Source organism: Kitasatospora sp. NPDC018058 (assembly GCF_044327205.1).
GTDB lineage: Bacteria > Actinomycetota > Actinomycetes > Streptomycetales > Streptomycetaceae > Kitasatospora.
Genome location: NZ_JBIRFA010000006.1, coordinates 218,431 through 240,245 on the forward strand (window position 1 = coordinate 218,431; position 21,815 = coordinate 240,245).

A 21,815-nucleotide genomic window follows, 5' to 3' on the forward strand; every position below is an offset into this window, starting at 1 on the left:
AGCCCCGTCAACCGGTTGCAGGTTCAAGGGGAGGTCGCTCGGGCGCACTCGATATCCTGCCCGACATGATCAACTCGTATGAGGGACTTGACGATGCGGGCGTCGCGACGGCCGCGGCACAGGCCGGCGCGGACGTCGTGCGCGCCATGTACGGGCAGCGGCTCGCCCGGATCGACAAGGGCGCCGGGGACTTCGCCACCACCGCCGACGTCGAGGCCGAGAAGGCGATCCTCGCCGTCATCCACGCCGCCCGGCCCGATGACGCCGTACTCGGCGAGGAGGGCGGGCAGCAGGGGGCTGCGGGGGCCGCGCGCCAGTGGCTGGTGGACCCCCTGTGCGGCACACTCAACTACGCCGTCGGCAACATGCTGGTGGCCGTCAACGTGGCGCTGCGCGGCGGTGCGGCGGCGGTGGCCGACCCGTTCAGCGGCGAGGTCTTCCACACCGACGGCGACACCGCCTGGGTCCGGCGCGACGGTGCCGACACCGAGCTGGTGCCCACGGCCGCCACCCGGCTCGTGGACGTCAACCTGGACCCGCCCTTCCCCAACGCCGCGACCTTCCGGGCGGTGGACCTGCTGGCCCACCCCGGGTTCGTCGAAGGCTTCCGGCCCCGGGTCGTCTCCACCACGATCGCGCTGGCCTGGGTCGCCGCCGGAAAACGCGCCGCCTATGTCACCGACGGCGGTGACCTGTCCGGGAGCGTGCACTTCGCCGCCGGCATCGCCCTGTGCCGGGCCGTCGGCTGCGTGGTCACCGGCATCGACGGCGGTCCGATCGGCGAAGCGGGCCGCGGCCTGGTCGTGGCCGCGGACGGGGAGACCCATGAACGGCTGATGTCCGTGGTCCGCGGCCGCTGAGGTCGCGGGCAGGGTGCCGGTCCGCCGGGTCCGCCGGGTCCACCGGTCGTTGCGGCCGGCGGACCACGGGGATCCGCGCGTCGACGGTCAGCAGGGGCGAGAGCCTGGGTGAGTGAGTATCAGTTTCATCGTCAGCAACGCCGGGGCAGCAGGCCGCGCACGAAGGCCGCCTGGCCGACGTGCTGGAGGTCGTCGGCGATCACGCTGATCAGACGCACCCCCAGGGTGATCGGGGGCTGCCACGACTCGTCGACGATCCTGGCGAGGGAGCGGTTGTCGAGGCCGCGCACGTAGTCGGCGGTCCGCGCGTGGACGGCCTCGTGGTAGCCCAGTAGCAGCTCGGCGGTGGCGGTGACCTTGGCGACCTGCGCGGGTCGGTGCCCGTAGCCGGTGGACGACGCGGCGAACGGCAGGGCGAACCGGTCCGCCCAGCCCTCGGCGGTCCACACCTGTTCGCGGTCGGCCGCGTCGGCGACGTGGTCGTCCTGCACCCGGGTGAGGTGCCAGACCAGCCAGGCGATCGAGTTGGCCGAATCCTGCACCCGGAACGCCAGCTGCTGGGGGGTCAGACCGTCGACCACGTCAGCGACCGTTTCACGAATCCTGTCGAACGCGTCCACGAGAAGGTCGGCGCTGGTCACACCGGTCACTGTCGCCTCCGGTCGAGTACTCCGTCGCGCCGGCGGCGTGGCGGGTCGCGCGCCGCTTGGACGATTGTGTCCCGCCCGCGGGACCCCGGCCACCCGGGACCGGCAGGCCGTCGCCCGGGCGGCCTCAAGGGCGTGGGCCGAGTCGTCGGGGTGCTGATCTCGATCGGGGGGCGGCACGGTCCGAGCGGCGAGACGGCGCTCGTCCGTCGGCTACGGCTCGGCGGGGGCGTCGTCGCCGTCGGCCCGGACCGAGGTGCCGAATCGCCACGCCTCGATGTCGCGGTAGTGGATCGGCCCGGGGCCACGGGCGGTGTTGCTGCCGACCAGGTGGAGACGCTCGGTCCGCCACGGTCGGCCCACGAACCCGGCGAGAGCGGCCGCGGCCTGCGGCACGCTGGTGGAATCGTCGCGGCGGGACCGTGCAAGGGTCAGATGGGGCCGCAGCGGGCGGTCGCTGAACTCGATCCCGCAGGACCTGACCAGCTCCCGGACGTCGGCGGCGAGCAGATGCAGCCCCTCCAGGTCCCCGTCGATCCCGCTCCACAGCAGTCGCTCGTCGAAGTGGCCGCCCCCGCGCAGGCCCAGCTGCAGGGCGGGGTGCGACGCCGCCCGGCCGGCCAGCACCGACCGCAGCAACGGCACTGCGGTAAAAGGCAGTTCGCCGAGAAAGGCCAGGGTGATGTGCCAGTCCTCGATCCGGTTCCACCGCAGCCGGGGGTACCTGGCGCAAGCGGGCTGCAGGACCTGGGCCAGCTCGTCCTTGGCATCGTCGGGCGGAGCCAACGCCACGAAGACACGCAGGGTCGAGGGCTCGGGGGGAACGTCCACCAGGGATTTCTAGCACCCCGTACGCGCCCCGGGGGACGCGGGTCCGCGATGAACGACCAGTGGCACGATGACACGGAAGCCGGCGCGGGCGTGGAGGGCGAGACTGGCGGCGTTCTCGGCGAAGATGCCGGACTGGATGGTCCAGGTCCCGGCGACCTCGGTCGAGGCGGGGTCGGCGCCCGGACGCAGTCCTGCCTCGACCGGCGCCACGACGACTGGCTCACGTCGGGACCCGCGGTCACGTAGCGCCTTCCGCCGTCACCGGCTGCGGGCGCGGCGGCGGAGCCAGAAGCCGGTGGGGAGGAGCGCGAGGGCCGCGGCGGCGGTGCCGAGCGCGGCCCAGGTGGTCGCGTCGGAGGTCGTGTCGTGGGCGGGGGCGGACGCGACGACGGTCGCCGGGGCGGCGGCGGGAGTGGTGCTCGTCACGGTCGCCGGGGCGGCGGTGGGGGCCGGGGCCAGGGCGGTCGCGGGGTCGGTGATGGCAGCGGCCTCGACATCGAGTTCGCGCTCGCCGTGGCCGAGGGAGGGGAACGCGCAGTCGACGGTGATCTTCCAGTGCCCGACGGGCAGCATCTCGCGCGTGGTGTACGTGCCGGGGTGGTCGGGGACGGCGACCAGGACCCACGGGCCCGCGCTGCGCCCGTCGGCGGAGGTCGCGGAGAGCGTGCCCGCGAACTCCGACGTGACCGGGTCGTGGTCGGTGTCGAACGTGGCGACGGCGGTGACGCGGCCGTTCTGCACGCCGGAGATGTCCAGGTGGATGGTGTCCCCGTGAGCGGCGGCCGGGACGGTGGCGACGGCGGTGACGGCGAGCGCCAGGGAGGCTGCGGCGAGGAGCGGGCGAGTACGCATGGCGGTGAATCCTCAGGGGTGTTGGGGTGACGGTGGGGCCCTGGGCGCGGCGACTGCCGCACCCAGGGCCCCAGCGAATCATGAAGTCACGGTCTCTCAGGCGGTCTTCTGAAGCGGCCAGTGCTGGTACGGCCGGCCGCCTGCGACGCCTGGCGGAACGCGGCCTAGTACTGCAACCGCAGTTATGGAGTGTGGCCTCGGCGTTTGTAGTGGCTGTGACGGGCCCGGGTCTGGCTTCGCCGCCGCCAGTACGACCAGCGCAGATGGTGGGCGGCGGTGAGGTGCTGGGGACGGAGGAGCAGGCCGATGAGTCGGCGGATCTCCGCGACGGAGAGGGGTATCAGGCCGTCGCGGCCGGGTCGGGAGCCCCCTTTGACAGCTCGTGTGCGCGGATGGCGGTCAGGGCGGCGAGTGCGGCCATGGACAGGGTGATGTGCCGGTACCAGGCCTGGTAGCGGCGGACCTGGTAGTGGTCCAGGCCGCACTCGTTCTTCGCGACCTGGAAGCACTCCTCCACCTGCCACCTCGCCCCGGCGACCTTGGCCAGGTCCGTCAGCCGGGTGCCGACCGGGCCGTAGCAGACGTAGTAGGCGATCTCTGTCGGATCGCTGACGCTGCGCCGGGCGAGGACCCAGTGGCCGAAGCCGTTCTCCCAGCAGATCCGGATCGGTACCCGGGCCCAGTCGTAGATCCGCCGGCCGTGGGCACCGGCTCCGCAGGACAAGCGCTTCCACGCCTGCCGGTGCAGGGAGGCGACGAGCTGGTCCACCCGGGCATCCCCGCCTCCGGTGGTGATCACGGTGTCGTTGACCTTGGTGGCCAGTACGTGGGCCACACCGCGTTCCTCCAGCCAGAACCGCAGGGTCTTGACCTGGCCGTACGCCTCGTCGGCGGTCACCCAGGCGAACGGGACGTCCGCGTCCAGGGCGCGTTGGAGCATGGCCCGGAAGTGCTCGATCTTCGTGGCGAACGGAACGTCGTCCTCGATTCCGGCGGCCTGGCAACAGCGCGCACGGTCGTCGGTCCAGGACACCGGCAGGTACAGCTCGCGGTCGATCAACGCCCGGCCCTTGGCGGAGGCGTAGGCCAGGAACGTCCCTACCTGGCAGTTCTCGGTGCGGCCGGCGGTCCCGGTGTACTGGCGCTGGACGCCGGCCGAGCGGGTGCCCTTCTTGAGGAAGCCGGTGTCGTCGCCGATCAGCACCGCGTTCTTGTCACCGATGCTCTCGATGACGAAGTCCCGCACGTCGTCACGGACGGCGTCGGCATTCCAGTCGGCCGAGTTCAGTAGCCGTTGCATCCCGTCCGGGCAGTCCTCGCCGGCCCGTTCCGCCAGCGACCAGCCGTTCTTACGTTCCAGCGGGGCGATCAGTCCCGCCATGTACTCCAGCGCCCGCCCGCGCGGCTCCGATCTGGTGAAGCGCGACGCGAAGCGGGCGTGCAATCCCGCCAGCGCCGCCTTCCACTCCTCGACCTGCCCCACCCCAAGATCAATCACTCGCCAAGTCAACCACGATCAAGTGCGGTTGCAGTACTAAGCGGTCGGCACCCGAAGTCCGTCAGAGGCCGATCAAGCTGGCCAGCAGATCGTCCAGGTCGGAGGTGGTGAACTTCCACTGGCCACCGCCCGGCGCTGCGCCTCATGCGCTCCGCATGGAGTACGCCGGTTCGGGGCTCTGACGTTCCGGCTGGTGTCCGACAACTACATCGCGCTGTTCTCCCACTTCATCCCGCGCGGGGTGGGGGAGGCGGTCTGCCCTCGGTGGCGCTGCCGCGCCGCCTGGGCAACCACTCGAAGCGCAACCGGATCTACAAGGCGCTACGCGAAGTGGGCAGGTTCGTCAGGACCGTGACGCTCCTTCGATACCTGCCCGAGCCCGAGCTGCGTGTCCAGATCACCGCGATCACCAACCGTACGGAGGCGTTCCACGGCTTCGCTACGCATCTGATGATCGGCGGACGGCTGATCGGCCACAACGACCCGGACTACCAGGAGCGAGTCGTCAAATTCAACGAGCCGATCGCCAACCGTGCGATCTACTCCACCGCGCTGGACATCACCGATGCCGCCGACGCCCTCGCCGCCGAGGGCCATCTCGTGGACCCCGACGACCTGGCCACCGTCAGCCCGCTGATCACGCGCACCATACGCCGCTTCGGCGACCGGCACGTGGACCTCACCTCGCCCAAGGACGTCGTCGCCACCAGGTTGGGCCTGGCCCCCGGAGCGCTGTTCCCCACCGCGCGCCCGGTGTGACGTTCCGGCGGCTTAGGCTGAACGCATGACTGATGCGGCGGGACGGGTCGAGCCGTCCGGGGTGTGGGCCACAGCCGTGGGCGTGGCCCGGGTGAGGGCGATGGAGACGGCACGCGAGCAGCCGCTGTTCCGGGACCCGCTGGCGCTGGCCTTCGCCACGGCCGGCGGGCGAGACCCCGGGGCGCCGCCGCCCCCGCGCGCGGACGAGGCGGCGCGGCGCCGCTGGCTCGGTGTGGCCTTCTCTATCGTCATCCGGACGAAGTTCCTGGACGACCTGCTGGACCGGGCGGTCGCGTCCGGCGTCCGGCAGGTCGTGCTGCTCGGAGCCGGGATGGACAGCAGGGCCTTCCGGATGGACTGGCCTGCGGGGACCCGGCTGTTCGAGGTCGACACGGCCGAACCGCTGGGCTTCAAGGCCTCGGTGCTGCGCCAGGAGCGGGCCGTTCCGCGCTGCGAGCGGATCACCGTCCCGGTCGACCTGCGCGAGGACTGGCCCGGCGCCCTGGCCGCGGCCGGGCACGATCCGGCGCAGCCGACGGTGTGGATCGCCGAGGGACTGCTGGTCTATCTGCCCGAGGACGCGGTGCAGTCGCTGCTCGAACGGGTCGGCGCGCTGTCCGCTGCAGGCAGCCGGATGGGCCTGACACTGGCCTCGCGCGGTGTGGTCGAACGCTTCCGCGGGGACGCCGTTCCGGGATCGGCAGCGTCGATGTGGGTCTCGGAGATGCCGGAGGACCCGGTCGGCTGGCTGGACGGCCTCGGCTGGGAGGCGGAGACCTTCACCCTGCGTGAGCGCGCCGAGGCCTACGGGCGTCCGGTGCTCACCCCGTCGCAGCAGGACGAGGGCCCCGGCGGACTGGTCTCGGCGGTGCGCGCGGCGCCCTGAGCACGACGAAGGCCGGCCCCCGCTTCGTCGTGTTCGCGCAGCATCCGCGAGCCCTGTACACCGGCGCGCTTGTCCGCGCGCATCCACGACTGGCGGCGCGGATGCGGCCTTGCCGGCTGCTGCTCGACCGCGGCCCGTGCGTGCTGTCCGAACTCGATCCCCGTCTGTGGCCGCAGCCAGCCGCGTTGCCCCGCCGTGCCCGCCCGGCAGCCGGGGCGCCCGCTGGTGCGAGCGAGAATGCGCCGACCGGGTGAGGGAGCTGACAGGTCGTCGTGCCGCCGGAGCCGCCCGGCAGTCGGTGAGGAGAGGATCGGCCGCAGGCAGGTTGCCCGGATGAACCACGAAACGGAGTTGATGCCCCGTGCTGGAACGCAGTCGCGACAAGGAGCAGACCGCGATCACATTCGTCCTGCCGCCGGGCCACCCGGCAGGAGAGACCAGTGTGGTCGGCGACTTCAACAGCTGGCGGCCCGGTGCCCATCGGTTCAATCCCCGCCAGGACGGCTCCCGTGCGGTCACGATCGACCTTCCGTTGGAAAGGCAGTTCGCCTTCCGCTATCTGGCGGCCGATGGCTGGTGGTTCGACGAGGAGGCGGCGGACGGCCACGACGGCCGCAACAGTCTGCTGCACACCTGAGACTCCCAGCTCGGGGGTGCCAGTGGGCACCCCCGGCACGCAGTGACGCCACTGGTCGCAGGGGTTCGACAGAGTGCTATCAGGAGCGGTCGGCACGTTGGGGTGCTGGGTCGATTCCGGGCTGCTTCAGGATCTCCCGGGCGGTGGAGGCGGAGATCTTCCCGCCCGTGGTTCGCAGTTCGCCGTGGATCCTGTGGTGCCCCCAGGTGTCGTTCTCGCGGGCTCGTACTCCAGTGCGACTTCGTGATCTCGGCTGTGCCAAGTGAGTGTGTCCAGTGTTCAAGAGCGGTGGCCCGGATCGCAGGCAGCGCACACGGTCGCGTGCGAGCAGCCCGGCCGCAAACGCGAGGGCGTGCTGGGCCGTGTCTCGGCGGCCGCGTTCATCGGGAGCCCTGGGATCTCAGGGCTCCCGCGTGAGCGGCTGTGCGTGGCGTCAACGCGCCGACCTTTCGATGGCCGCTGGAGTGACGGGGGTGAAGAAGTTGACGAGGTTGCCGTCGGGGTCGCGGAACAGCAGCGACCGGTTGCCCCAGGGCATCGTGGTGGGCCCGTTGACGAAGTCGGTGACGAAGCCGGTCAGGTTCCGGTGAACGCGGTCCACGTCCTCGACGAGGAACTCGGTGATCACGCTGTGGTTGTCCGCCGGGCGGGCGGAGCCCGGGGCGAACAGCGGGACGGTGCGGGTGCCGGCGATCGCGAGGGTGGCGCCCGTGGTCTTGAGCTCGGCGAAGTCCTCGGTGGCCCACATCGCCTGCACCCCTGTGGCGCGCTCGTAGAACTCGACGAGGCGCGCGACGTCGCCGGTGATGATGCGGATCGAGACGAAGTCCATGGGGATCTCCTTGGCTGTACTGGAGGCGTGCACGTCGCAGGCTAGGAGAAATAGTGGACAGAATCGGTCCACTATTCGCGCTAGGTTGTGCACATGCCTCGACCCACCGGCCGCGTGCTGACCCTCCTGGAGCTGCTGCAGTCGGGCGGCACCCGGACTGTGGCCGAACTCGCCGACCGGCTCGGCGTCGAAGGGCGCACCGTGCGGCGGTATGTGGACCAGCTGATCGACCTGGACGTGCCCGTGGAGTCGGTGCGCGGCCGCTACGGTGGGTACCGGCTCGCTCCCGGGTACCGCTTGCCTCCGCTCATGCTCAGCGACGACGAGGCACTGGCCGTGCTGCTCGGCCTGGTCGCCGGCCGCCGAACAGGGCTGACGACGACGGAGCGCGCGGCGAACGAGACGGCATCGGCGAAGATCCGGCGGGTGCTGCCCAAGCACATCGCCCGTCGGCTCGACACACTCCTGGAGGCGCTCGCCTTCACGGATCAGCCCGGCGAGTTCGACACCCCGGACGCCGCGGTCCTGCTCACCATCGCCGATGCGGTGCGCCACCGCCGACCGGTCTCGATCAGATACACCGACCGCGACGGACGGCGCAGCGAACGCACGCTGCACGCGTACGGGATCGTCGCCCACGCGGGCCGGTGGTACGTCACGGGCAAGGACGCCCAGATCAGCGAGGACCGAACCTTCCGGCTCGATCGCATCGCCGACGCGAGGACCCTGCCCGGCTCATTCGAGGCGCCCGTGGGTCCCGGTCCGGCGCAGCGCGTGGTGTCAGGGTTCGCCACGGCCGAGTACCGGCATGAGGTGACCTTGCGGATCCACGGGACGGTTGAGCAGATCCGCGCCCACCTTCCCGCCGGCGTCGCGAGCCTGGAGGAGCACGAGCCCGCGGCAGGCGAGGAGCGGGCGGTCGAGCGCTGGCTGCGCGTCGAGCTACGGGTGGAGCGACTCGACTGGTTGCCTCCGGTACTCGCCTCGCTCGACCGGCCGTTCGTCATCGAGCGCCCCGATGAACTGCGCGACCTCGTCATCGCACTCGCCGATCGCCTCGCTTCCTACGCCCGCCGAGCCTGGCAGCAAGGAACCGATGTCATGGGATGACACACCTAGGTAGTCGGTCTTCGGTTCACTGGCGTCATTTCGGTGGACCCTCTCGGTCACAGCGCCAGAAACCGACCAGGTCGAGGCGGGCGTTCGCCGAGGCATTGGTGGACCAGCTGGCGAGGCTCTCGCAGGAGGAGATCCTCGCCTATCAGGAGCGATTCGACGAGGTGCGCGGCGCCGTGTACCGCTGGGACGTGTGGGCCGCCGCCTATCTCATCGGGGGAGGCTGCTCGGACGACAGCTTCATGGACTTCCGGGCCGGCCTGATCGCCCTCGGGCGGGACTGGTACGAGCTGGCAGCCGCTGGCCCGGACGATCTGGCGGACAACCCCGCAGTGATCGAGGCCGCGGCCCGGGATGACGACTACGTGATCTTCGACGAGGACGTGAACTACGCGGCCGGCTCTGCGTTCGAACGCCTCACGGGTGACGCCGACGCCTTTCACGAGGCGTGGAAGCGCCATCGGGCCGGGCAGGATCCGGATGCGGCGCTGGAGCCCGACATGGGCGAGGACTTCGACTTCGACGACGCTGACGAGATGCACCGTCGCCTTCCCCGTCTTGCCGCCCTCTACCTCGGCGCAGCCGGCGGCTGAGAGCTGACCCTCGCGGACCTTGCCGAGGATCTCGCCGAGACCGGTTACCCCACGAGGTAGGGAAATCGGCCGGACGAGTAATCCGCCGCGGAGGCGGTGCGCGCCGAACTCTCTGCCGTCCCGCACGACTGGGAGCACCGCAGGGTGCGCGTCGTGGTCGTCGGCTTCCGATGTCTCAGCGTCGCTGCTTCTCCGGCCACCTTGCCGGCGGCAATGTACGCGGCTGCAGAGGGCAGCTGACCCTGGGTCAGTCGTGTCCGAGACAGACGTGCGAGCATGACCGGATGACTGCGAGTTCCCACGAGCTACACGAGGTGCACCGGGTGACGACACCGGTTCTGGAGATCGCCTACCACCGGACCGGCGAGCGCCGCCGGAAGACCGACGTTCCGGTGATCCTGCTGCACGGCTTCCCCTACGACGTGCGGGCCTACGACGAGGTGGCGCGGCTGCTCGCGGAGGCCGGCCGGGAGGTGCTGACGCCGTACCTGCGCGGCTATGGGCCGACCAGGTTCCTGGCCGACGACTCCCCGCGCAGCGGCCAGCAGGCCGCGCTCGCGCAGGACCTGGTGGAGTTCATGGACGCACTGGGGATCCGGCGCGCCGTGGTCGCCGGCTACGACTGGGGCGGGCGCGCGGCCTGTGCGGCGGCGGCGCTGTGGCCGGAGCGGATCCACGGCCTGGTCACGGCGGGCGGCTACACCGTCCAGGACATCGCCCGCGCGATGGAGCCCGCCGCACCGGAGACGGAGCGCAACTATTGGTATCAGTACTACTTCCACTCCGAGCGGGGTCGCCAGGGTCTGGAGCAGAACCGCGAGGAGCTATGCGGGTTGCTCTGGCGGCTCTGGTCTCCGACCTGGTTGCAGGCCCGGGAGGCGTTCGCCGCCTCGGCCGCCAGTCTGCATAACCCGGACTTCGTGGACGTCGCCATCCACTCCTACCGCCACCGCTACGGCCTGGTCGAAGGCGACCCGCGCTACCAGGAGCTGGAAGAGGCACTGGCCGGTCGGCCGTCCATCGCGGCCCCGACGATGGTGCTCGTCGGCGAGGAGAACGGCGTGATCCCCGCCGCCGACCAGACCGGCATCGAGCGCTTCACCGGCCCGTGCGAGGTGCGGTTCCTGCCCGGTGTGGGTCACAACGTCCCGCAGGAGGCACCGGAGGCCTTCGCCGAGGCGATCCTGAGCCTGCCGCACGACTGAGCAGCGGGTTCGCCGGCGCTCGCGAATCCGTCGGCGGTTTCGACCGGCGACCCGTTTCGACCGGCGGTGGCGCCGATGGGGCTGATGCCGTGAGGGGGACGGTCACGATCCGCGGGACGTTCCCGCCTGCCGGGTGCCGCGGGCCCGTCACCGGCGGAGCCGGGCGAGCAGCTCGGGCAGGGACGCCACGGAGTCGAGCACGTGGTCCGGCTCGCCGTCGCCCCGTCTCGGCGCGCCCGGTGCGGCCTTTCCGGTGCGGACCAGGACGCCGGTGATCCCGAGCCGCTGGGCGGCGAGCACGTCGGACTCGATGTCGTCACCGACGATCAGCGCCTCGGCCGCCGTGACGCCCAGCTGCTCCAGCGCGCCGACGAAGAAGGCCTCGGCGGGCTTGCCGAGCACCTCGGCCCGGACGCCGGCCGCGTACTCCAGGCCGGTGACGAAGGTGCCGCTGTCGAGCCTCAGCCCCTCGTCCGTACGCCAGTAGGCGTTCCGGTGCATCGCCACCAGCCTCGCCCCTGCTCGCAGCGCCGCGAAGGCCCGGTTGAGCGCCCGGTAGTCGAACTCGGGACCGGCCCCGCCGATCAGCACCACCTCGGCGTCGTCCGGATCGTCGACCAGCTCCAGAGCGGCCAGGTCCTCCCGGATGTCGCCGCTGTTCAGCAGCAGGCACCGGGTGCCCGCGAGCCGGGCGGCGGTGGCGGCCGGCGCGGTGAGCACGGACTCGACGCTCACCGGGAACCCCGCTGCGGCGAGCGTCTCGGCGATCGAGCGCCTGGTGCGTGAGGTGGTGTTGGTCAGCAGCACGTACGGCACGCCGTCGGCGCGGAGCTCCCGCAGGGCAGCCACCGCGCCCGGGATCGGCTGCCAGCTGACCGTGAGCACGCCGTCGATGTCGAGCAGTACCCCTTCGGGTCGTCCCATGCCCCGACCATAGCCCCGGGCCTGGCCCCGCCGCCGCTCCTTCCGCTGCCGGAGCGGGCCCTGGAACGTCCTGTCGGGCCGAACGGGGGATTGGTTGGGCTGGTCGGCGGACATGGTGCATTTTCTTCCGGGGCCGGTGCTCTCCGACCCGGCCGCCGTCGCCGACGGTGATTCGGATCCCGGCGTGCGCCCCGTAACGGCGGTTGATCGAGATCAGGTTCGCGGTGGGAAGCGCGGGCCCGATGGCTCGGACCCGCGCTTCGATCCGACGCGATCAGCCGTGCGTCACGCACTTGTTGGCGCTGTTGGACCACAGGCCCTGGAGGTCGAAGGTGCCGGTGCTCAGGGTGACGTAGGCGTCGAGGTTCTCGCACTCGTCGCCGATCTCACCGCCGCCGCCGTTCCAGCCGATGCTGGGCCAGAAGTCGGTGACCGCCTCGGCGTACTCGTGGGTCTCGGTGGACTCGATGCCGGAGAGCAGACGGCCGTCGGTGAAGGTGGTGCAGGCGCCGGCGCCGTTGTCCGGGATGTACGGCAGGTTGGTGTAGGCCAGCGTGCCGTAGGAGCTGCTGGTCTTGTCGTGCCAGGCGCAGAAGCCGGTGTTGGGGAAGCCGTCCGGGTGGGTGCCGGTGGGGGAGACCACCACGTACTGGGCGTTGAGGTTGGGCGCCTGGGTGGTGTTGCCGAAGTGGGCGGCGGCCTTGCCGGCCTCGGCGGCGATCTGGGTGGTGGTCGCGCTGGACGGCGCGGCGGCGGAGTTGTCGAACCAGACGCCGGCCAGCGGGGAGGAGGCCGGGTGCTGGACGTGGACGCCCTTGGTGCCGCAGTTGGTGGTGCCCTTGGCGACGCCCTCGCAGTACTGGTCGAGGATGGTGCCCCAGGTGTCCTGGCTGCCGTAGAGACCCTTGAACATGTTCTGCATGTCGGGGGCGACCCCGGCCGGGTCGGAGGACCACTGTGAGCCCCAGAAGACCAGGTACACCTTCGGCGTGGGGGACACCACGCCCTGGCTCGCGTTGGAGCGGACCGAGAGGGTGTTGTTGGTGCTCGCGGCGGGCCGCTGGGCGGTGCCCGGGTGGAGCGGCTTGAGCCCGGAGTGGGCGGGTGCCGGGGCGGGTTGCGCCGAGGCTCCGGTGGCCAGCGAGGTGGTGCCGAAAGCGGCCAGGGCCAGCGCGGTGAGGGTGTGGGCGGCGGCCTTGAACGGCTTGCGCATGTGTCTGCTCCCGAGTGTGAGGGTGTGGGAGGTTCGTCAGTGCGTTGTTTGAGCGCCGACACCTCACCAGCTCGGCCGCCGGTCGGTCCAGACGTGCGGACGCGGCGGAGCGAAGCCTTTGCCGTGGTCATACCAAGCCCTTGTCGGGGAAACGGAGTCGGTCGGGCCCGGCGGTTACGATGCGCAGCGACACAATCCGGATGATCGACGGGGGTTCTGATGACAGGTCAGTGGCAGGAGCTGGGTACGCCCGGCGGGATCGAGGCGTACGTGCGCCGCCCGGAGGGAGAGGTCCGCGGTGCGGTGGTGGTCTGCTCCGAGCTGTACGGGGTCAACGCGTATCTTCGGGGCGTCTGCGCGGAGTTGGCGGGCCTCGGGTACGTGGCGGTGGCGCCGGACTTCTACTGGCGCAACGCCCGCCGCACCCAACTCGGCTACACCGAGAAGGGGCGCGAGGCGGGCCTGGTGCTGATGGGCGCCCTGGACCGCGACGAACTGGTCGCCGACGCCGCCGAGGCGCTGGCCGCCGCGCGGGGCCTGGCCGACGGGCGCGGGGTGGCCTTCGTCGGGCAGAGCATGGGCGGGCACATCGCGGTGCGCGCGGCCACCGAGCTGCGGTTCGAGCTGGCCGCGGTGTTCTACCCTGGCTGGCTGCTCAACTCCGGCTTCCCGCTGGTCGGTCCGGTGCCACCGCTGGAGACCGCCGAGCGGATCGCCGCCAACGGCGTGCACCTGCTGGGCTTCTGCGGCGAGCTGGACCACATCCTGCCGCAGGAGGAATGGCAGGAGGCCGAGCGGCGGCTGACCGAGGCCAAGGTCGGGCACGAGCTGATCACCTACCCGGGCGCCCGGCACGGCTTCGCGGCCGATCGCCCGGCGGACCACGACGCCGACGCGACGGCCGACGCCTGGCGGCGCGTGCACGAGGCGCTGGCCCGTCACCTGTAGATCAGAAGCCCGCGGAGCGGAGCGGCGGTAGAACGGCCTGCTCCGCTCCGTGGGCACGGGTGCGTTCGCGCGCTACGCTTCCCCGGCACTCGTTGACGGGGGAAGACGATGGACAAGCGGTTCACCGAGCCCAAGTACGCCACCGCGCTGAGAGCCGGCCTGGAACTGGTCGGCTGGATCGGGCTGCCGATCGCGCTGTGGTCGCACTCGATCCTGCTGGCGGTCGGTGTGGACGTCCTGCTGATCGGCGTCCCGGCCGTGTTCCAGACGCCGGGGGACAAACCGGGGGGGGACGGTCATCGCGGTGCCCGGCTGGGTCACCGTCCTGATGGTGCTCGCCGAACTCGCCGGCGCCGTCACCGCCGCCTGGCTGCTGTTCCCGGCCTGGGCGGCGGTGCTGGTCAGCCTGCTCGCGCTGGCCTGCTGCGGCACCGAACTGCCGCGCTGGCGCCGCCTCTTGGCGGCCTGACCGGCGCCGCCGGAAGGGCGTCCCGCGGGAGTGAGGTCAGGCGGATTCGAGGGGGAGGCCCGCCTGGGCCCAGTCCTCTATGCCCTCGCGGTACTTGCGGACGTCGGTGTAGCCGAGCGCGGTGAGGCGGTCGGCGACCTGGCCGCTGTTGGGGCAGGCCGGGTTGGAGCAGTAGGTGACGATCGCGGCGTCGCGGTCGGGCAGCAGGGTGGGCGCCAGCTCGTCCACGTCGGCGCGGACCAGGGCGATCGCGCCGGGCACGTGCTGCTTGGCGTAGTACTCGCCGCCGAGCGCGTCGATCACGGTCACGGATCCGGTCTCGATCGCCGCGGCCAGCTCGTCCCGGGAAATGAGTGCGGTCATGTTTCTGCCTCCCAGAGATTCGGACTATAGTCCGGTTATGGCTCACGACGATAACGGACCGCAGTCCGGTTCCGCAATCCCCTCGACCGGGCAGCGGCCCGTACCCCTGGAGCTGCTCCGTACCCCGCCGCCCGTCGAACGCGCCGACGCCGCCCGGAACCGGGCCGCCGTGCTGGAGGCGGCCGCCCGACTGTTCGCCGAACACGGGGTGGAGGCGGTCTCGATGGACCAGGTCGCGGCGGCGGCCGGTGTCGGCAAGGGCACCCTGTTCCGGCGCTTCGGCGACAAGGCCGGGCTCGGGGTGGCGCTGCTGGACGCGCGCGAGCGGGAGCTGCAGGAGGCCATCCTGCGCGGGCCGGCACCGCTCGGCCCGGTCGGGTCGGTCGAGCCGGGAGTGGCCCCCGGTGAGCGGCTGGCGGCCTTCGTCGACGCCTACCTGGACTACCTGCTGGAACACCTGGATCTGGTGCGGATGTCCGAGACGGCCGGCCGTGGCGCCCGCTACCGGGTCGGCGCGTACCGGTTCTGGCACCGGCACACGGCGATCCTGCTCGCCGACGCCGGCGCGGCCGACCCCGAGCACGACGCCCACGCCCTGCTCGCGACCCTCGCGGCCGAGCATGTCGCGGCGCTGCTACCGGAGTTGGGGGAGCAGCGGATCCGGGCGGGGGCACTCGGGCTGGCCGCCCGGATCGTGAAGCCGGCCTGAGGGCGTCCCGGCGACGGCGCGGCGCCGTCGTGCCGCGCGAACGTCACCCGCGGGGCGGTGTCAGTGCTGGTCGGAGGCCCGGAAGGCCGGGTAGCCCAGGATGAGGAGCTTCTCGGCGGGGTTGAGGCGGTAGGGGACGATCTTGCCGGTGTCCTCGAAACCGAGCCGCCGGTAGAAGGCCAGCGCCCGCAGATTGCGCTCGTGTACGCCGAGGGTCAACCAGCCCAGGGCGGTGTGCCCCTGGGCGTGGCGGATGCACGCCCTCATCAGCTCGGCGGCGGGGCCGGCGGGCCCGCGGTACCTCGGGGAGACGTAGACCGAGTGGACGTGGACGTGGTCGGGGACGTCCGGGATCGGCCCGACACCCGCGATCCCGACCCAGGCCCCGGCCTCGTCGACGGCCACGAAGGTGGCGCACTCCTCGCTGGTGGCCTCGACGGCGGCCTGCTGCTGCCAGACGTCCTCGGCGAGGGCGACGGTGTCGTCGTAGGAGGAGCTGAACGCCGTCGGCGAGTCGAGCAGTGCCTCCAGCTTGATGGCACGCAGTTCCCGGTGCTCCGTGCTGGTCATTCGGCGGATGACGTAATACATGATCAGACCTTCGCACAGTCGGGTCGGCACCACCGGGTCGGCCGGTCAGCTGCCTGCCGTGACAGTTGTCACGTGGTTCCGGCCACAGGGATCACTGACGCGGGGTCGGCTGGGCGCGCAAGACTGAACGCCTGGCGAACAGGGGGAACAGACATGAGGGTATTGGTGGCCGGGGCCGGAATCGGCGGGCTCTGCCTGGCGCACGGGCTGCTGCGGGCCGGCGTCGACGTACGCGTCCTCGAACGGGAGGACGACCCGCACAGTCGCTACCAGGGTTTCCGGATCGTCCTGAACGGGCCGGGTCTCACCGCTCTGCGCGCCTGCCTGCCGGAGCGGTTGCACCCGTTGCTGGCCGCCGTCACCGGGCCGATGGCGGGGGAGCGGAGGGTGGTCGACGCGCAGCTCCGGGAGGTCCGCAGGCTCGGCGCGGTGGACGAGGGGACGGCCACCGACCGGCATGTGCTGCGCCGGCTGCTGCTGGCCGGGCTCGGCGACCGGGTCGAGTTCGGCAAGGCCGTGGTCGGTTACACCGAGCGGGCGGACGGCACGGTCGAGGCGCGGTTCGGCGACGGCGGCAGCGCGATCGGCGACCTGCTGGTGGGCGCGGACGGCGTGGGCTCGGCGGTGCGCCGCCAACTGCTGCCCGAGGCCGAGGTGGTCACCGTCCCCGGCAACTCCGTCCTCGGCCGCACCCCGCTCACCGAGCGGTTCGCCGCGCTGGTGCCGGGCTTCGGCACCGTGGTGGCAGGTGCCGGGGTGAGCATGCTGCTCGGCCGGATGGAGTTCCGCCGGCCGCCACGGCTCGCGGCCGAAGAGCTCGCGCCCGACATCCGACTGCCCGACACCGCGAGCTATCTGCGCTGGGTGGTGATGCTCCCCGGCCTCGCCCCGGCCGAGCCGAAGGACTGGGCAGGCATCCGTGGCGACCTGCTCGCCCTGCTGGACGGTTGGCATCCGGACCTCGTCGACCTGGTCCGCGGCGCCGACGTGGTCAACAGCTCGGCCCTGACCGTCCGTTACGCCAAGCCCGTACCGCACTGGGGCGGCACCCGCCGGGTCACCCTGCTCGGGGACGCGATCCACCCCATGCCGCCGAGCGGCGGCCAGGGCGCCAACACGGCGCTGCGTGACGCCGAGCTGCTTAGCCGTTCGCTCGCCGCCGTCCAGCGGGGTGAGGCCGAACTCCCGGCCGCCGTCGAGGAGTACGAGCGGCGGATGCTCGATCACGGCTTCGCCGCCGTGGCCGAGAGCCTGGAGCGGCTCCCGGACTTCACGCCCGCGCGGTAGCGCACCCGAGGGCGAGGCGGAGATCCTCGTGCGGTCCCGAGCGGCGGCCTCCGGGGAACGCGGGACGGCGGGGGACCCGTCGGTGGTGCGGGTGCGATCTCCGGTCGGATCGAGCGGCGGCCGATGACCGCCGCCGGCGGGATCCTCAAGCGTGAACTCACATGACGGACCGTCTCGCGCCCGTGCGGTGTGCCTTCCGGGGTGGCTTCCCAATGTGATCTAGATTGCCCGGACATGAGCGAAAATGTCGGAATCAGCCGTCGATCGGTGCTCAAGGCGATCCCCCTAGCCGTCCTCCTGGAGGCATCCTCGGGGATCCTCGAGCGCCGGCGAGCGGTGGCAGCGCCGGCGCGGACGGGGGTGCGGAAGCGGTTCCCGCAGCCCGTCGCCGTCCGGACCTCGCGGGCGGTGCCCGGCCGGGCGTCCGAGGTGCTCGAGCAGACGCTCGACGTACGGTTCACGGACCTCGCCGTCCCGGGCTACGGGCTGGTCACCACGCGTACCTACAACGGGGCGATCCCCGGGCCGACCCTGAAGGTGCGCGGCGGGGACACCCTGCGGCTGACCCAGATCAACGGCCTGCCGCCCAACCAGCCCTTCGACGGCGACCACAACCGGCCGCACCACCTCAACAGCTTCAACCTGCACACCCACGGCCTGCACGTCTCCCCGTCCGGGGACGCCGACAACGTCCTGCGGGAGTTCGCCCCGCGCACGGCCGACGAGGTCGACGCCGGCGCCCCGGAGCCGCAGTACGTGACCACCGTCGAGGTGCCGGCCGACCACCCGGCCGGCACCCACTGGTACCACCCGCACCTGCACGGGGCCACGGCCGTGCAGATCGTCGGGGGGATGGCGGGGGTCCTGATCGTCGAGGGCGACATCGACGAGGTGCCCGAGGTCAAGGCGGCCGCCGACATCGTCGTCTGCATCAACGAACTCCGGCTCAAGGACGGCAAGGTCCCCGACTTCACCTCCGGCGGCGCCCTGACCGCCGTCCCGCCCACCCTCACCGTCAACGGCGAGGTCAACCCGACCATCAGGCTGCGCCCGGGCGAGGTGCAGCGCTGGCGGCTGGTGGCCGCGACCGCCTTCACCGCGCTGCCGCTGCGGCTCACCGGCGATGGGCAGAACCTCACCTTCCACCAGATCGCGCAGGACGGCGTGACCTTCCCGGCCACGGTCGCCGCCGACACGGTGAGCCTGGCCATGGGCAACCGCGCCGACGTGCTGGTCCGGGGCGGCGACCCCGGTAGGTACGAACTGCGGGCCGACGGGGTGTCCGAGTCGCTGATGACCGTCGAGGTGACGGGCGAGCCCGTCGAACCGCCGATGGACCTGCCGACCGCGCTGCCGGCCGGCAAGCCGTTCCTCGACGAGAACGAGATCGCCAACCCCGACGCGGACCGCGAGGTGGTCTTCCACGTCGACCCGCGGGCCTTCGACGGGCCGTTCCCCAACGCCTTCCGCGTCCTGGGCACCAACGCGACCCCCGCGGCCGACCCCGACGGCGACCTCACCCGGGACCCGGCCTACGGCCTGTTCGATCCCGGCTACGTCAACCACGCCCTGCCGCTCGACACGGTCGAACGGTGGACCGTCCGCACCGACGAGACCAGGCCGGCCTTCAACCATCCCTTCCACCTGCACACCAACCACGTCCTGGTCACCCACCGCAACGGCGAGCGGGTCGACCCGCCGGTCTGGCAGGACACCGTCGGGCTGGCCGGAGGTGAACCCGGGGACAAGGTCACCTTCCTGGTCAGGTACGAGGACTTCACCGGCAGGACGGTCGCCCACTGCCACCAGCTCCAGCACGAGGACCTCGGCATGATGCAGACCGTCGAGTACGTCGATCCGCGGCAGCGGGGCCGCTGACCCCGGCGTCAGTCGCCCCCGAGTTCAGCCAGCAGCTCCGGGCCCGACCACGGCCGCGCGGCGCCCGGACCCGCCCGCTCGGCCTCGCGGACCAGCGCGGCCAGGCGGGCGTTGGCCGGGGCCGACAGGCCGTGCCGCCCGGCGAGCGCGATCACCTCGCCCTGGAGCGAGTCGATCTCGGTCGGGCGGCCACGCCGCAGGTCCTCCCACATGGACGAGCGGGCATGAGCGTCGATCCGCAGGCTGGCGGCGGCCAGCCTGCGGAAGAGCGCGTCCGGCAGCCCGAGCACCCCGGGCATCCACCCCGGCGGCACCGGGCCCAGCCGGGCGGGCCTGACACCCGCCGCCCGGAAGGCGGCGAGCGCCTCCCGCTGGCACCGGGCCAGACAGGCGCGGTACGCCCGGGCGCCCAGCTGCTCGCGCAGCGGCAGTCCGGACAGGGCGTTCACCGCGTTGTTGAGGTTCATCAGCAGCTTCGCGGCCTGCACGGCGGGCATGTCCGGGTGCAGCGCCAGGCTGAGCCCGCCGGCCCGGGCCGCCGCCGCGAACGGTCCGGCCGCCGGGGTGTCCTCGACCATCAACGCACCGCCGCTGCCCTGGTGGACGGCGGCCGGCCCGCTGCGCAGCACGTTGTACGGGACCATCCCGGCGAGCACCCGGTGGCCCGGCAGCTCCGCCCGCAGCACCTCGGGGTTGTGCAGACCGTTCTGGAAGCTGATCACCACCGCTTCCGGTGCCAGGTGTCCGGCCAGTTCGCGGGCGGCCGCCCGGGTGTCGGCGGACTTGACGGTCACCAGCACGTAGTCCGCCCGCGCGGTGGCGGCCGCGTCGGTGGCCGTGGTGAGCTCCCGGACCTGCCGCTGCGCCCCGCCGGGGCCGGTCAGCGTCAGCCCGTCCCGTTCGATCGCCGCCATCGCGGCCGGCCGGCCGACCAGGGTGACGTCGGCGACGGCGGCCAGCATGCCGCCGAGGTGGCAGCCGATGCTTCCGGCACCGAAGACCGCGATCCGCGGTTCCTTGTTCATGCGTCGCGTCCTTCGTGTGCGCGGCTCAGGGCTTGCTTCGAACCCGCGTCGTTCGTTCGGCAGGCGGGAGTTCGACGACAGGCCCGACGGTCAGTCCACCAGGTTCGGGTCGGTCGCGCTGATCTGCTCGAACAGCGGCTGCGCCTGGAACCAGCCGGCCAGGCTGCTGCCGACCTGTCCACGGGTGATCAGCGCCGTCTCCCGGTCGATCCGCTTCGGGGTGCCGGCCGCCATCGCCAGCAGCTGGGCCTGGCAGGAGCGCTCCATGGTGACGAACCACCAGACCGCCTCGGCGACCGACTGGCCGACCGTCAGCAGGCCGTGGTTCTGCAGGATCACCGCCTTGTGCGCGCCGAGCGCGGTCGCGATCCGCTTGCCCTCGTCGACCTCGTTGACGACGCCGCGGTAGTCGCTGTACAGCCCGTGGTCCTCGAAGAAGGCGCAGGCGTCCTGGGTCAGCGGGTCCAGCGGGATGCCGAGACTGGAGAAGGCCTTTCCGTGCAGCGAGTGGGCGTGGGCGGCCGCGATCGCGTCCGGGCGGGCGGCGTGCACCTGGGAGTGGATCACGAACGCGGCCCGGTTCACCGGCCGGTTGCCGTGCAGCAGGGTGCCCTCGTGGTCGACCAGGATCAGGTCCGAGGCCTTGATCATGCTGAAGGGCATCCCGAACGGGTTCACCCAGAAGCGGTCGGGGTGCTCCGGGTCGCGCACGGTGATGTGCCCGGCCACCCCTTCGGAGAAGCCGAACCGGCCGAACAGTCGGAAGCCTGCGGCGAGTTGTTCCTTGCGGTACCGGCGCTCCGCCTCGACCGAGTCGAAGCCGGGCGGCAGCGGCAGGGTGACGCCGGCCGGCAGCGGTCCGACGGCGGCGGCGAGCGAGGCGGGCAGCGGGGCGCCGGTCCCCGAGGGGGTAGGGATGCTCATGGCCCCAGAAGATACAATGATGCATCCGATACGCCAATGCATCCGATTGGCCGTTCTTCGAGTGAACCGGGACGCCACCGATGCCCAAGGGTGAGACCAAGCGCCGTCCGCGCACCCGTGCGGCCCTGCTCCAGGCGGCACTGGAGACCTTCGCCGAGTACGGGTTCCGCGCCGCCACCATCGAGCAGATCTGTGAGCGGGCCGGCTACACCCGTGGCGCGTTCTACTCCAACTTCAGCAGCAAGGAGGAGCTCTTCCTCGCGCTGTTCGACGCGCACAGCGAGCAGGTCGTCCAGCGGATGACCGAGCTGGTCGACTCGATCGCCACCGAGGACCTCACCGTGCAAGCCCTGGTCGACGTCCTCTGCGAGATCGAACCGGCCGAACGCGACTGGTACCTGGTCACCACCGAGTTCACCCTGCACGCCATCCGCGACCCCCAGGCCGCCTGGGTGCTCGCCCAGCACGATGCCCGGCTGCGCGCCCAACTCGCCCGTGCCCTCACCGATCACCTGGCCCGCGCCGGTCGCACCCTCACCGTGGAAGCCGACGAACTCGCCCGGCTGTTGATCGCCATCCGTGAGGGCGGTCTGGCCCAGAGCTACGTCGAGCCCGACCGGTTGCCGCCCGGCCGACTCGAACGACGCTTCCTGGAACCGCTCTTGACGGCGCTGACCATGGAGTCCCGCACGCCCTGACGAGGTGGACGGTTCGGCGTCGGGGGACCAGGGTGTTGTGTGAAGCTGTGTAATTCAGTTCAGTCTCAAG

Annotated in this window: 24 protein-coding genes and 1 pseudogene; 13 read left to right on the forward strand and 12 right to left on the reverse strand. The window is 71.8% G+C overall.

The window, feature by feature from the left end:
- Positions 1-65: 65 nt before the first annotated feature.
- Positions 66-860, forward strand: a complete 795-nt coding sequence (locus ACH4E7_RS10950; RefSeq protein WP_396248819.1) for an inositol monophosphatase family protein — start codon at positions 66-68, stop codon at positions 858-860.
- 131 nt (positions 861-991) lie between these two features.
- Here the strand turns inward: ACH4E7_RS10950 and ACH4E7_RS10955 are convergent, their stop codons facing one another.
- The 5 genes and pseudogenes from ACH4E7_RS10955 to ACH4E7_RS10975 all read right to left on the reverse strand — a co-directional run bounded on the left by ACH4E7_RS10955 (position 992) and on the right by ACH4E7_RS10975 (position 4,685).
- Positions 992-1,501 (reverse strand): DUF664 domain-containing protein, encoded by a 510-nt coding sequence (locus ACH4E7_RS10955; RefSeq protein WP_396248705.1) that lies wholly within the window; start codon positions 1,499-1,501, stop codon positions 992-994.
- 219 nt (positions 1,502-1,720) lie between these two features.
- On the reverse strand, positions 1,721-2,338 hold the full coding sequence (gene thpR / locus ACH4E7_RS10960) for an RNA 2',3'-cyclic phosphodiesterase (protein WP_396248706.1): 618 nt from the start codon (positions 2,336-2,338) through the stop codon (positions 1,721-1,723).
- A gap of 66 nt (positions 2,339-2,404) precedes the next feature.
- Positions 2,405-2,503, reverse strand: a pseudogene (locus tag ACH4E7_RS10965) (N-acetyltransferase); the annotation flags it as partial.
- A gap of 93 nt (positions 2,504-2,596) precedes the next feature.
- The gene (locus tag ACH4E7_RS10970) at positions 2,597-3,190 is read right to left on the reverse strand and encodes a hypothetical protein (protein WP_396248707.1); all 594 of its coding nucleotides are present in this window, start codon (positions 3,188-3,190) and stop codon (positions 2,597-2,599) included.
- A gap of 340 nt (positions 3,191-3,530) precedes the next feature.
- Entirely contained in the window at positions 3,531-4,685 is a 1,155-nt protein-coding gene (locus tag ACH4E7_RS10975; protein ID WP_396248820.1) for an IS701 family transposase, read from the reverse strand.
- 267 nt (positions 4,686-4,952) lie between these two features.
- Here ACH4E7_RS10975 and ACH4E7_RS10980 point away from each other — a divergent pair, with 267 nt between their 5' ends.
- From ACH4E7_RS10980 to ACH4E7_RS10990, 3 genes are all read left to right on the forward strand, one after another.
- Positions 4,953-5,447, forward strand: a complete 495-nt coding sequence (locus ACH4E7_RS10980; protein WP_396248708.1) for a Tn3 family transposase — start codon at positions 4,953-4,955, stop codon at positions 5,445-5,447.
- A 25-nt stretch (positions 5,448-5,472) separates the two neighbouring features.
- A complete protein-coding gene (locus ACH4E7_RS10985) occupies positions 5,473-6,333 on the forward strand; it encodes a class I SAM-dependent methyltransferase (protein ID WP_396248709.1) in 861 nt (286 codons plus the stop codon).
- A gap of 361 nt (positions 6,334-6,694) precedes the next feature.
- The gene (locus ACH4E7_RS10990) at positions 6,695-6,970 is read left to right on the forward strand and encodes an isoamylase early set domain-containing protein (RefSeq protein WP_396248710.1); all 276 of its coding nucleotides are present in this window, start codon (positions 6,695-6,697) and stop codon (positions 6,968-6,970) included.
- 433 nt (positions 6,971-7,403) lie between these two features.
- On the opposite strand, the gene ACH4E7_RS10995 is transcribed toward ACH4E7_RS10990, so the two are convergent.
- Positions 7,404-7,802: a VOC family protein gene (locus ACH4E7_RS10995; protein WP_396248711.1), complete on the reverse strand. Its 399-nt coding sequence runs from the start codon at positions 7,800-7,802 to the stop codon at positions 7,404-7,406.
- Between the two features lie 93 nt (positions 7,803-7,895).
- Between ACH4E7_RS10995 and ACH4E7_RS11000 the strand changes: the two genes are divergently transcribed.
- The 3 genes from ACH4E7_RS11000 (at position 7,896) to ACH4E7_RS11010 (ending at position 10,716) form a co-directional block, all read left to right on the forward strand.
- On the forward strand, positions 7,896-8,912 hold the full coding sequence (locus ACH4E7_RS11000; RefSeq protein ID WP_396248712.1) for a helix-turn-helix transcriptional regulator: 1,017 nt from the start codon (positions 7,896-7,898) through the stop codon (positions 8,910-8,912).
- Positions 8,909-9,511: a DUF4240 domain-containing protein gene (locus ACH4E7_RS11005; protein ID WP_396248713.1), complete on the forward strand. Its 603-nt coding sequence runs from the start codon at positions 8,909-8,911 to the stop codon at positions 9,509-9,511. Before ACH4E7_RS11000 ends, ACH4E7_RS11005 begins: the two co-directional genes overlap by 4 nt.
- A 323-nt stretch (positions 9,512-9,834) precedes the next feature.
- Complete coding sequence (locus ACH4E7_RS11010; RefSeq protein ID WP_396248714.1) at positions 9,835-10,716, forward strand: alpha/beta fold hydrolase; 882 nt, start codon at positions 9,835-9,837, stop codon at positions 10,714-10,716.
- 147 nt (positions 10,717-10,863) lie between these two features.
- Here the strand turns inward: ACH4E7_RS11010 and ACH4E7_RS11015 are convergent, their stop codons facing one another.
- Together ACH4E7_RS11015 and ACH4E7_RS11020 are read right to left on the reverse strand one after the other, a co-directional pair.
- Positions 10,864-11,640: an HAD-IIA family hydrolase gene (locus ACH4E7_RS11015; protein ID WP_396248715.1), complete on the reverse strand. Its 777-nt coding sequence runs from the start codon at positions 11,638-11,640 to the stop codon at positions 10,864-10,866.
- 274 nt (positions 11,641-11,914) lie between these two features.
- Positions 11,915-12,853 carry a hypothetical protein gene (locus tag ACH4E7_RS11020; protein ID WP_396248716.1) on the reverse strand — a complete coding sequence of 313 codons (939 nt, stop codon included), beginning with the start codon at positions 12,851-12,853 and terminating at the stop codon, positions 11,915-11,917.
- A gap of 219 nt (positions 12,854-13,072) precedes the next feature.
- Between ACH4E7_RS11020 and ACH4E7_RS11025 the strand changes: the two genes are divergently transcribed.
- On the forward strand, positions 13,073-13,801 hold the full coding sequence (locus ACH4E7_RS11025; protein WP_396248717.1) for a dienelactone hydrolase family protein: 729 nt from the start codon (positions 13,073-13,075) through the stop codon (positions 13,799-13,801).
- Between the two features lie 304 nt (positions 13,802-14,105).
- On the forward strand, positions 14,106-14,270 hold the full coding sequence (locus ACH4E7_RS11030; RefSeq protein ID WP_396248718.1) for a hypothetical protein: 165 nt from the start codon (positions 14,106-14,108) through the stop codon (positions 14,268-14,270).
- Positions 14,271-14,306: 36 nt separating this feature from the next.
- On the opposite strand, the gene ACH4E7_RS11035 is transcribed toward ACH4E7_RS11030, so the two are convergent.
- The gene (locus ACH4E7_RS11035; RefSeq protein ID WP_396248719.1) at positions 14,307-14,633 is read right to left on the reverse strand and encodes a rhodanese-like domain-containing protein; all 327 of its coding nucleotides are present in this window, start codon (positions 14,631-14,633) and stop codon (positions 14,307-14,309) included.
- Between the two features lie 37 nt (positions 14,634-14,670).
- Between ACH4E7_RS11035 and ACH4E7_RS11040 the strand changes: the two genes are divergently transcribed.
- Positions 14,671-15,342 carry a TetR/AcrR family transcriptional regulator gene (locus ACH4E7_RS11040; RefSeq protein ID WP_396248720.1) on the forward strand — a complete coding sequence of 224 codons (672 nt, stop codon included), beginning with the start codon at positions 14,671-14,673 and terminating at the stop codon, positions 15,340-15,342.
- A gap of 60 nt (positions 15,343-15,402) precedes the next feature.
- Here the strand turns inward: ACH4E7_RS11040 and ACH4E7_RS11045 are convergent, their stop codons facing one another.
- Entirely contained in the window at positions 15,403-15,912 is a 510-nt protein-coding gene (locus ACH4E7_RS11045; protein ID WP_396248721.1) for a GNAT family N-acetyltransferase, read from the reverse strand.
- 174 nt (positions 15,913-16,086) lie between these two features.
- On the opposite strand from ACH4E7_RS11045, the gene ACH4E7_RS11050 reads away from it, so the two are divergent.
- Both ACH4E7_RS11050 and ACH4E7_RS11055 read left to right on the forward strand, forming a co-directional pair.
- Positions 16,087-17,220: an FAD-dependent oxidoreductase gene (locus ACH4E7_RS11050; protein WP_396248722.1), complete on the forward strand. Its 1,134-nt coding sequence runs from the start codon at positions 16,087-16,089 to the stop codon at positions 17,218-17,220.
- A 234-nt stretch (positions 17,221-17,454) separates the two neighbouring features.
- On the forward strand, positions 17,455-19,098 hold the full coding sequence (locus ACH4E7_RS11055; protein WP_396248723.1) for a multicopper oxidase family protein: 1,644 nt from the start codon (positions 17,455-17,457) through the stop codon (positions 19,096-19,098).
- 8 nt (positions 19,099-19,106) lie between these two features.
- On the opposite strand, the gene ACH4E7_RS11060 is transcribed toward ACH4E7_RS11055, so the two are convergent.
- The gene (locus ACH4E7_RS11060; RefSeq protein ID WP_396248724.1) at positions 19,107-20,123 is read right to left on the reverse strand and encodes a 2-dehydropantoate 2-reductase; all 1,017 of its coding nucleotides are present in this window, start codon (positions 20,121-20,123) and stop codon (positions 19,107-19,109) included.
- Positions 20,124-20,213: 90 nt separating this feature from the next.
- Positions 20,214-21,047 carry a class II aldolase/adducin family protein gene (locus tag ACH4E7_RS11065; protein ID WP_396248725.1) on the reverse strand — a complete coding sequence of 278 codons (834 nt, stop codon included), beginning with the start codon at positions 21,045-21,047 and terminating at the stop codon, positions 20,214-20,216.
- A gap of 80 nt (positions 21,048-21,127) precedes the next feature.
- Here ACH4E7_RS11065 and ACH4E7_RS11070 point away from each other — a divergent pair, with 80 nt between their 5' ends.
- Entirely contained in the window at positions 21,128-21,745 is a 618-nt protein-coding gene (locus tag ACH4E7_RS11070; protein ID WP_396248726.1) for a TetR/AcrR family transcriptional regulator, read from the forward strand.
- Positions 21,746-21,815 lie beyond the last annotated feature (70 nt).

Coding starts and splice junctions, on each gene's coding strand:
- ACH4E7_RS10950 (WP_396248819.1), top strand. CDS start 66: ATGATCAACTCGTATGAGGGACTTGACGATGCGGGCGTCGCGACGGCC.
- ACH4E7_RS10970 (WP_396248707.1), bottom strand. CDS start 3,190: ATGCGTACTCGCCCGCTCCTCGCCGCAGCCTCCCTGGCGCTCGCCGTC.
- ACH4E7_RS10985 (WP_396248709.1), top strand. CDS start 5,473: ATGACTGATGCGGCGGGACGGGTCGAGCCGTCCGGGGTGTGGGCCACA.
- ACH4E7_RS10995 (WP_396248711.1), bottom strand. CDS start 7,802: ATGGACTTCGTCTCGATCCGCATCATCACCGGCGACGTCGCGCGCCTC.
- ACH4E7_RS11000 (WP_396248712.1), top strand. CDS start 7,896: ATGCCTCGACCCACCGGCCGCGTGCTGACCCTCCTGGAGCTGCTGCAG.
- ACH4E7_RS11005 (WP_396248713.1), top strand. CDS start 8,909: ATGACACACCTAGGTAGTCGGTCTTCGGTTCACTGGCGTCATTTCGGT.
- ACH4E7_RS11015 (WP_396248715.1), bottom strand. CDS start 11,640: ATGGGACGACCCGAAGGGGTACTGCTCGACATCGACGGCGTGCTCACG.
- ACH4E7_RS11020 (WP_396248716.1), bottom strand. CDS start 12,853: ATGCGCAAGCCGTTCAAGGCCGCCGCCCACACCCTCACCGCGCTGGCC.
- ACH4E7_RS11025 (WP_396248717.1), top strand. CDS start 13,073: ATGACAGGTCAGTGGCAGGAGCTGGGTACGCCCGGCGGGATCGAGGCG.
- ACH4E7_RS11035 (WP_396248719.1), bottom strand. CDS start 14,633: ATGACCGCACTCATTTCCCGGGACGAGCTGGCCGCGGCGATCGAGACC.
- ACH4E7_RS11040 (WP_396248720.1), top strand. CDS start 14,671: ATGGCTCACGACGATAACGGACCGCAGTCCGGTTCCGCAATCCCCTCG.
- ACH4E7_RS11045 (WP_396248721.1), bottom strand. CDS start 15,912: ATGACCAGCACGGAGCACCGGGAACTGCGTGCCATCAAGCTGGAGGCA.
- ACH4E7_RS11050 (WP_396248722.1), top strand. CDS start 16,087: ATGAGGGTATTGGTGGCCGGGGCCGGAATCGGCGGGCTCTGCCTGGCG.
- ACH4E7_RS11055 (WP_396248723.1), top strand. CDS start 17,455: ATGAGCGAAAATGTCGGAATCAGCCGTCGATCGGTGCTCAAGGCGATC.
- ACH4E7_RS11060 (WP_396248724.1), bottom strand. CDS start 20,123: ATGAACAAGGAACCGCGGATCGCGGTCTTCGGTGCCGGAAGCATCGGC.
- ACH4E7_RS11065 (WP_396248725.1), bottom strand. CDS start 21,047: ATGAGCATCCCTACCCCCTCGGGGACCGGCGCCCCGCTGCCCGCCTCG.
- ACH4E7_RS11070 (WP_396248726.1), top strand. CDS start 21,128: ATGCCCAAGGGTGAGACCAAGCGCCGTCCGCGCACCCGTGCGGCCCTG.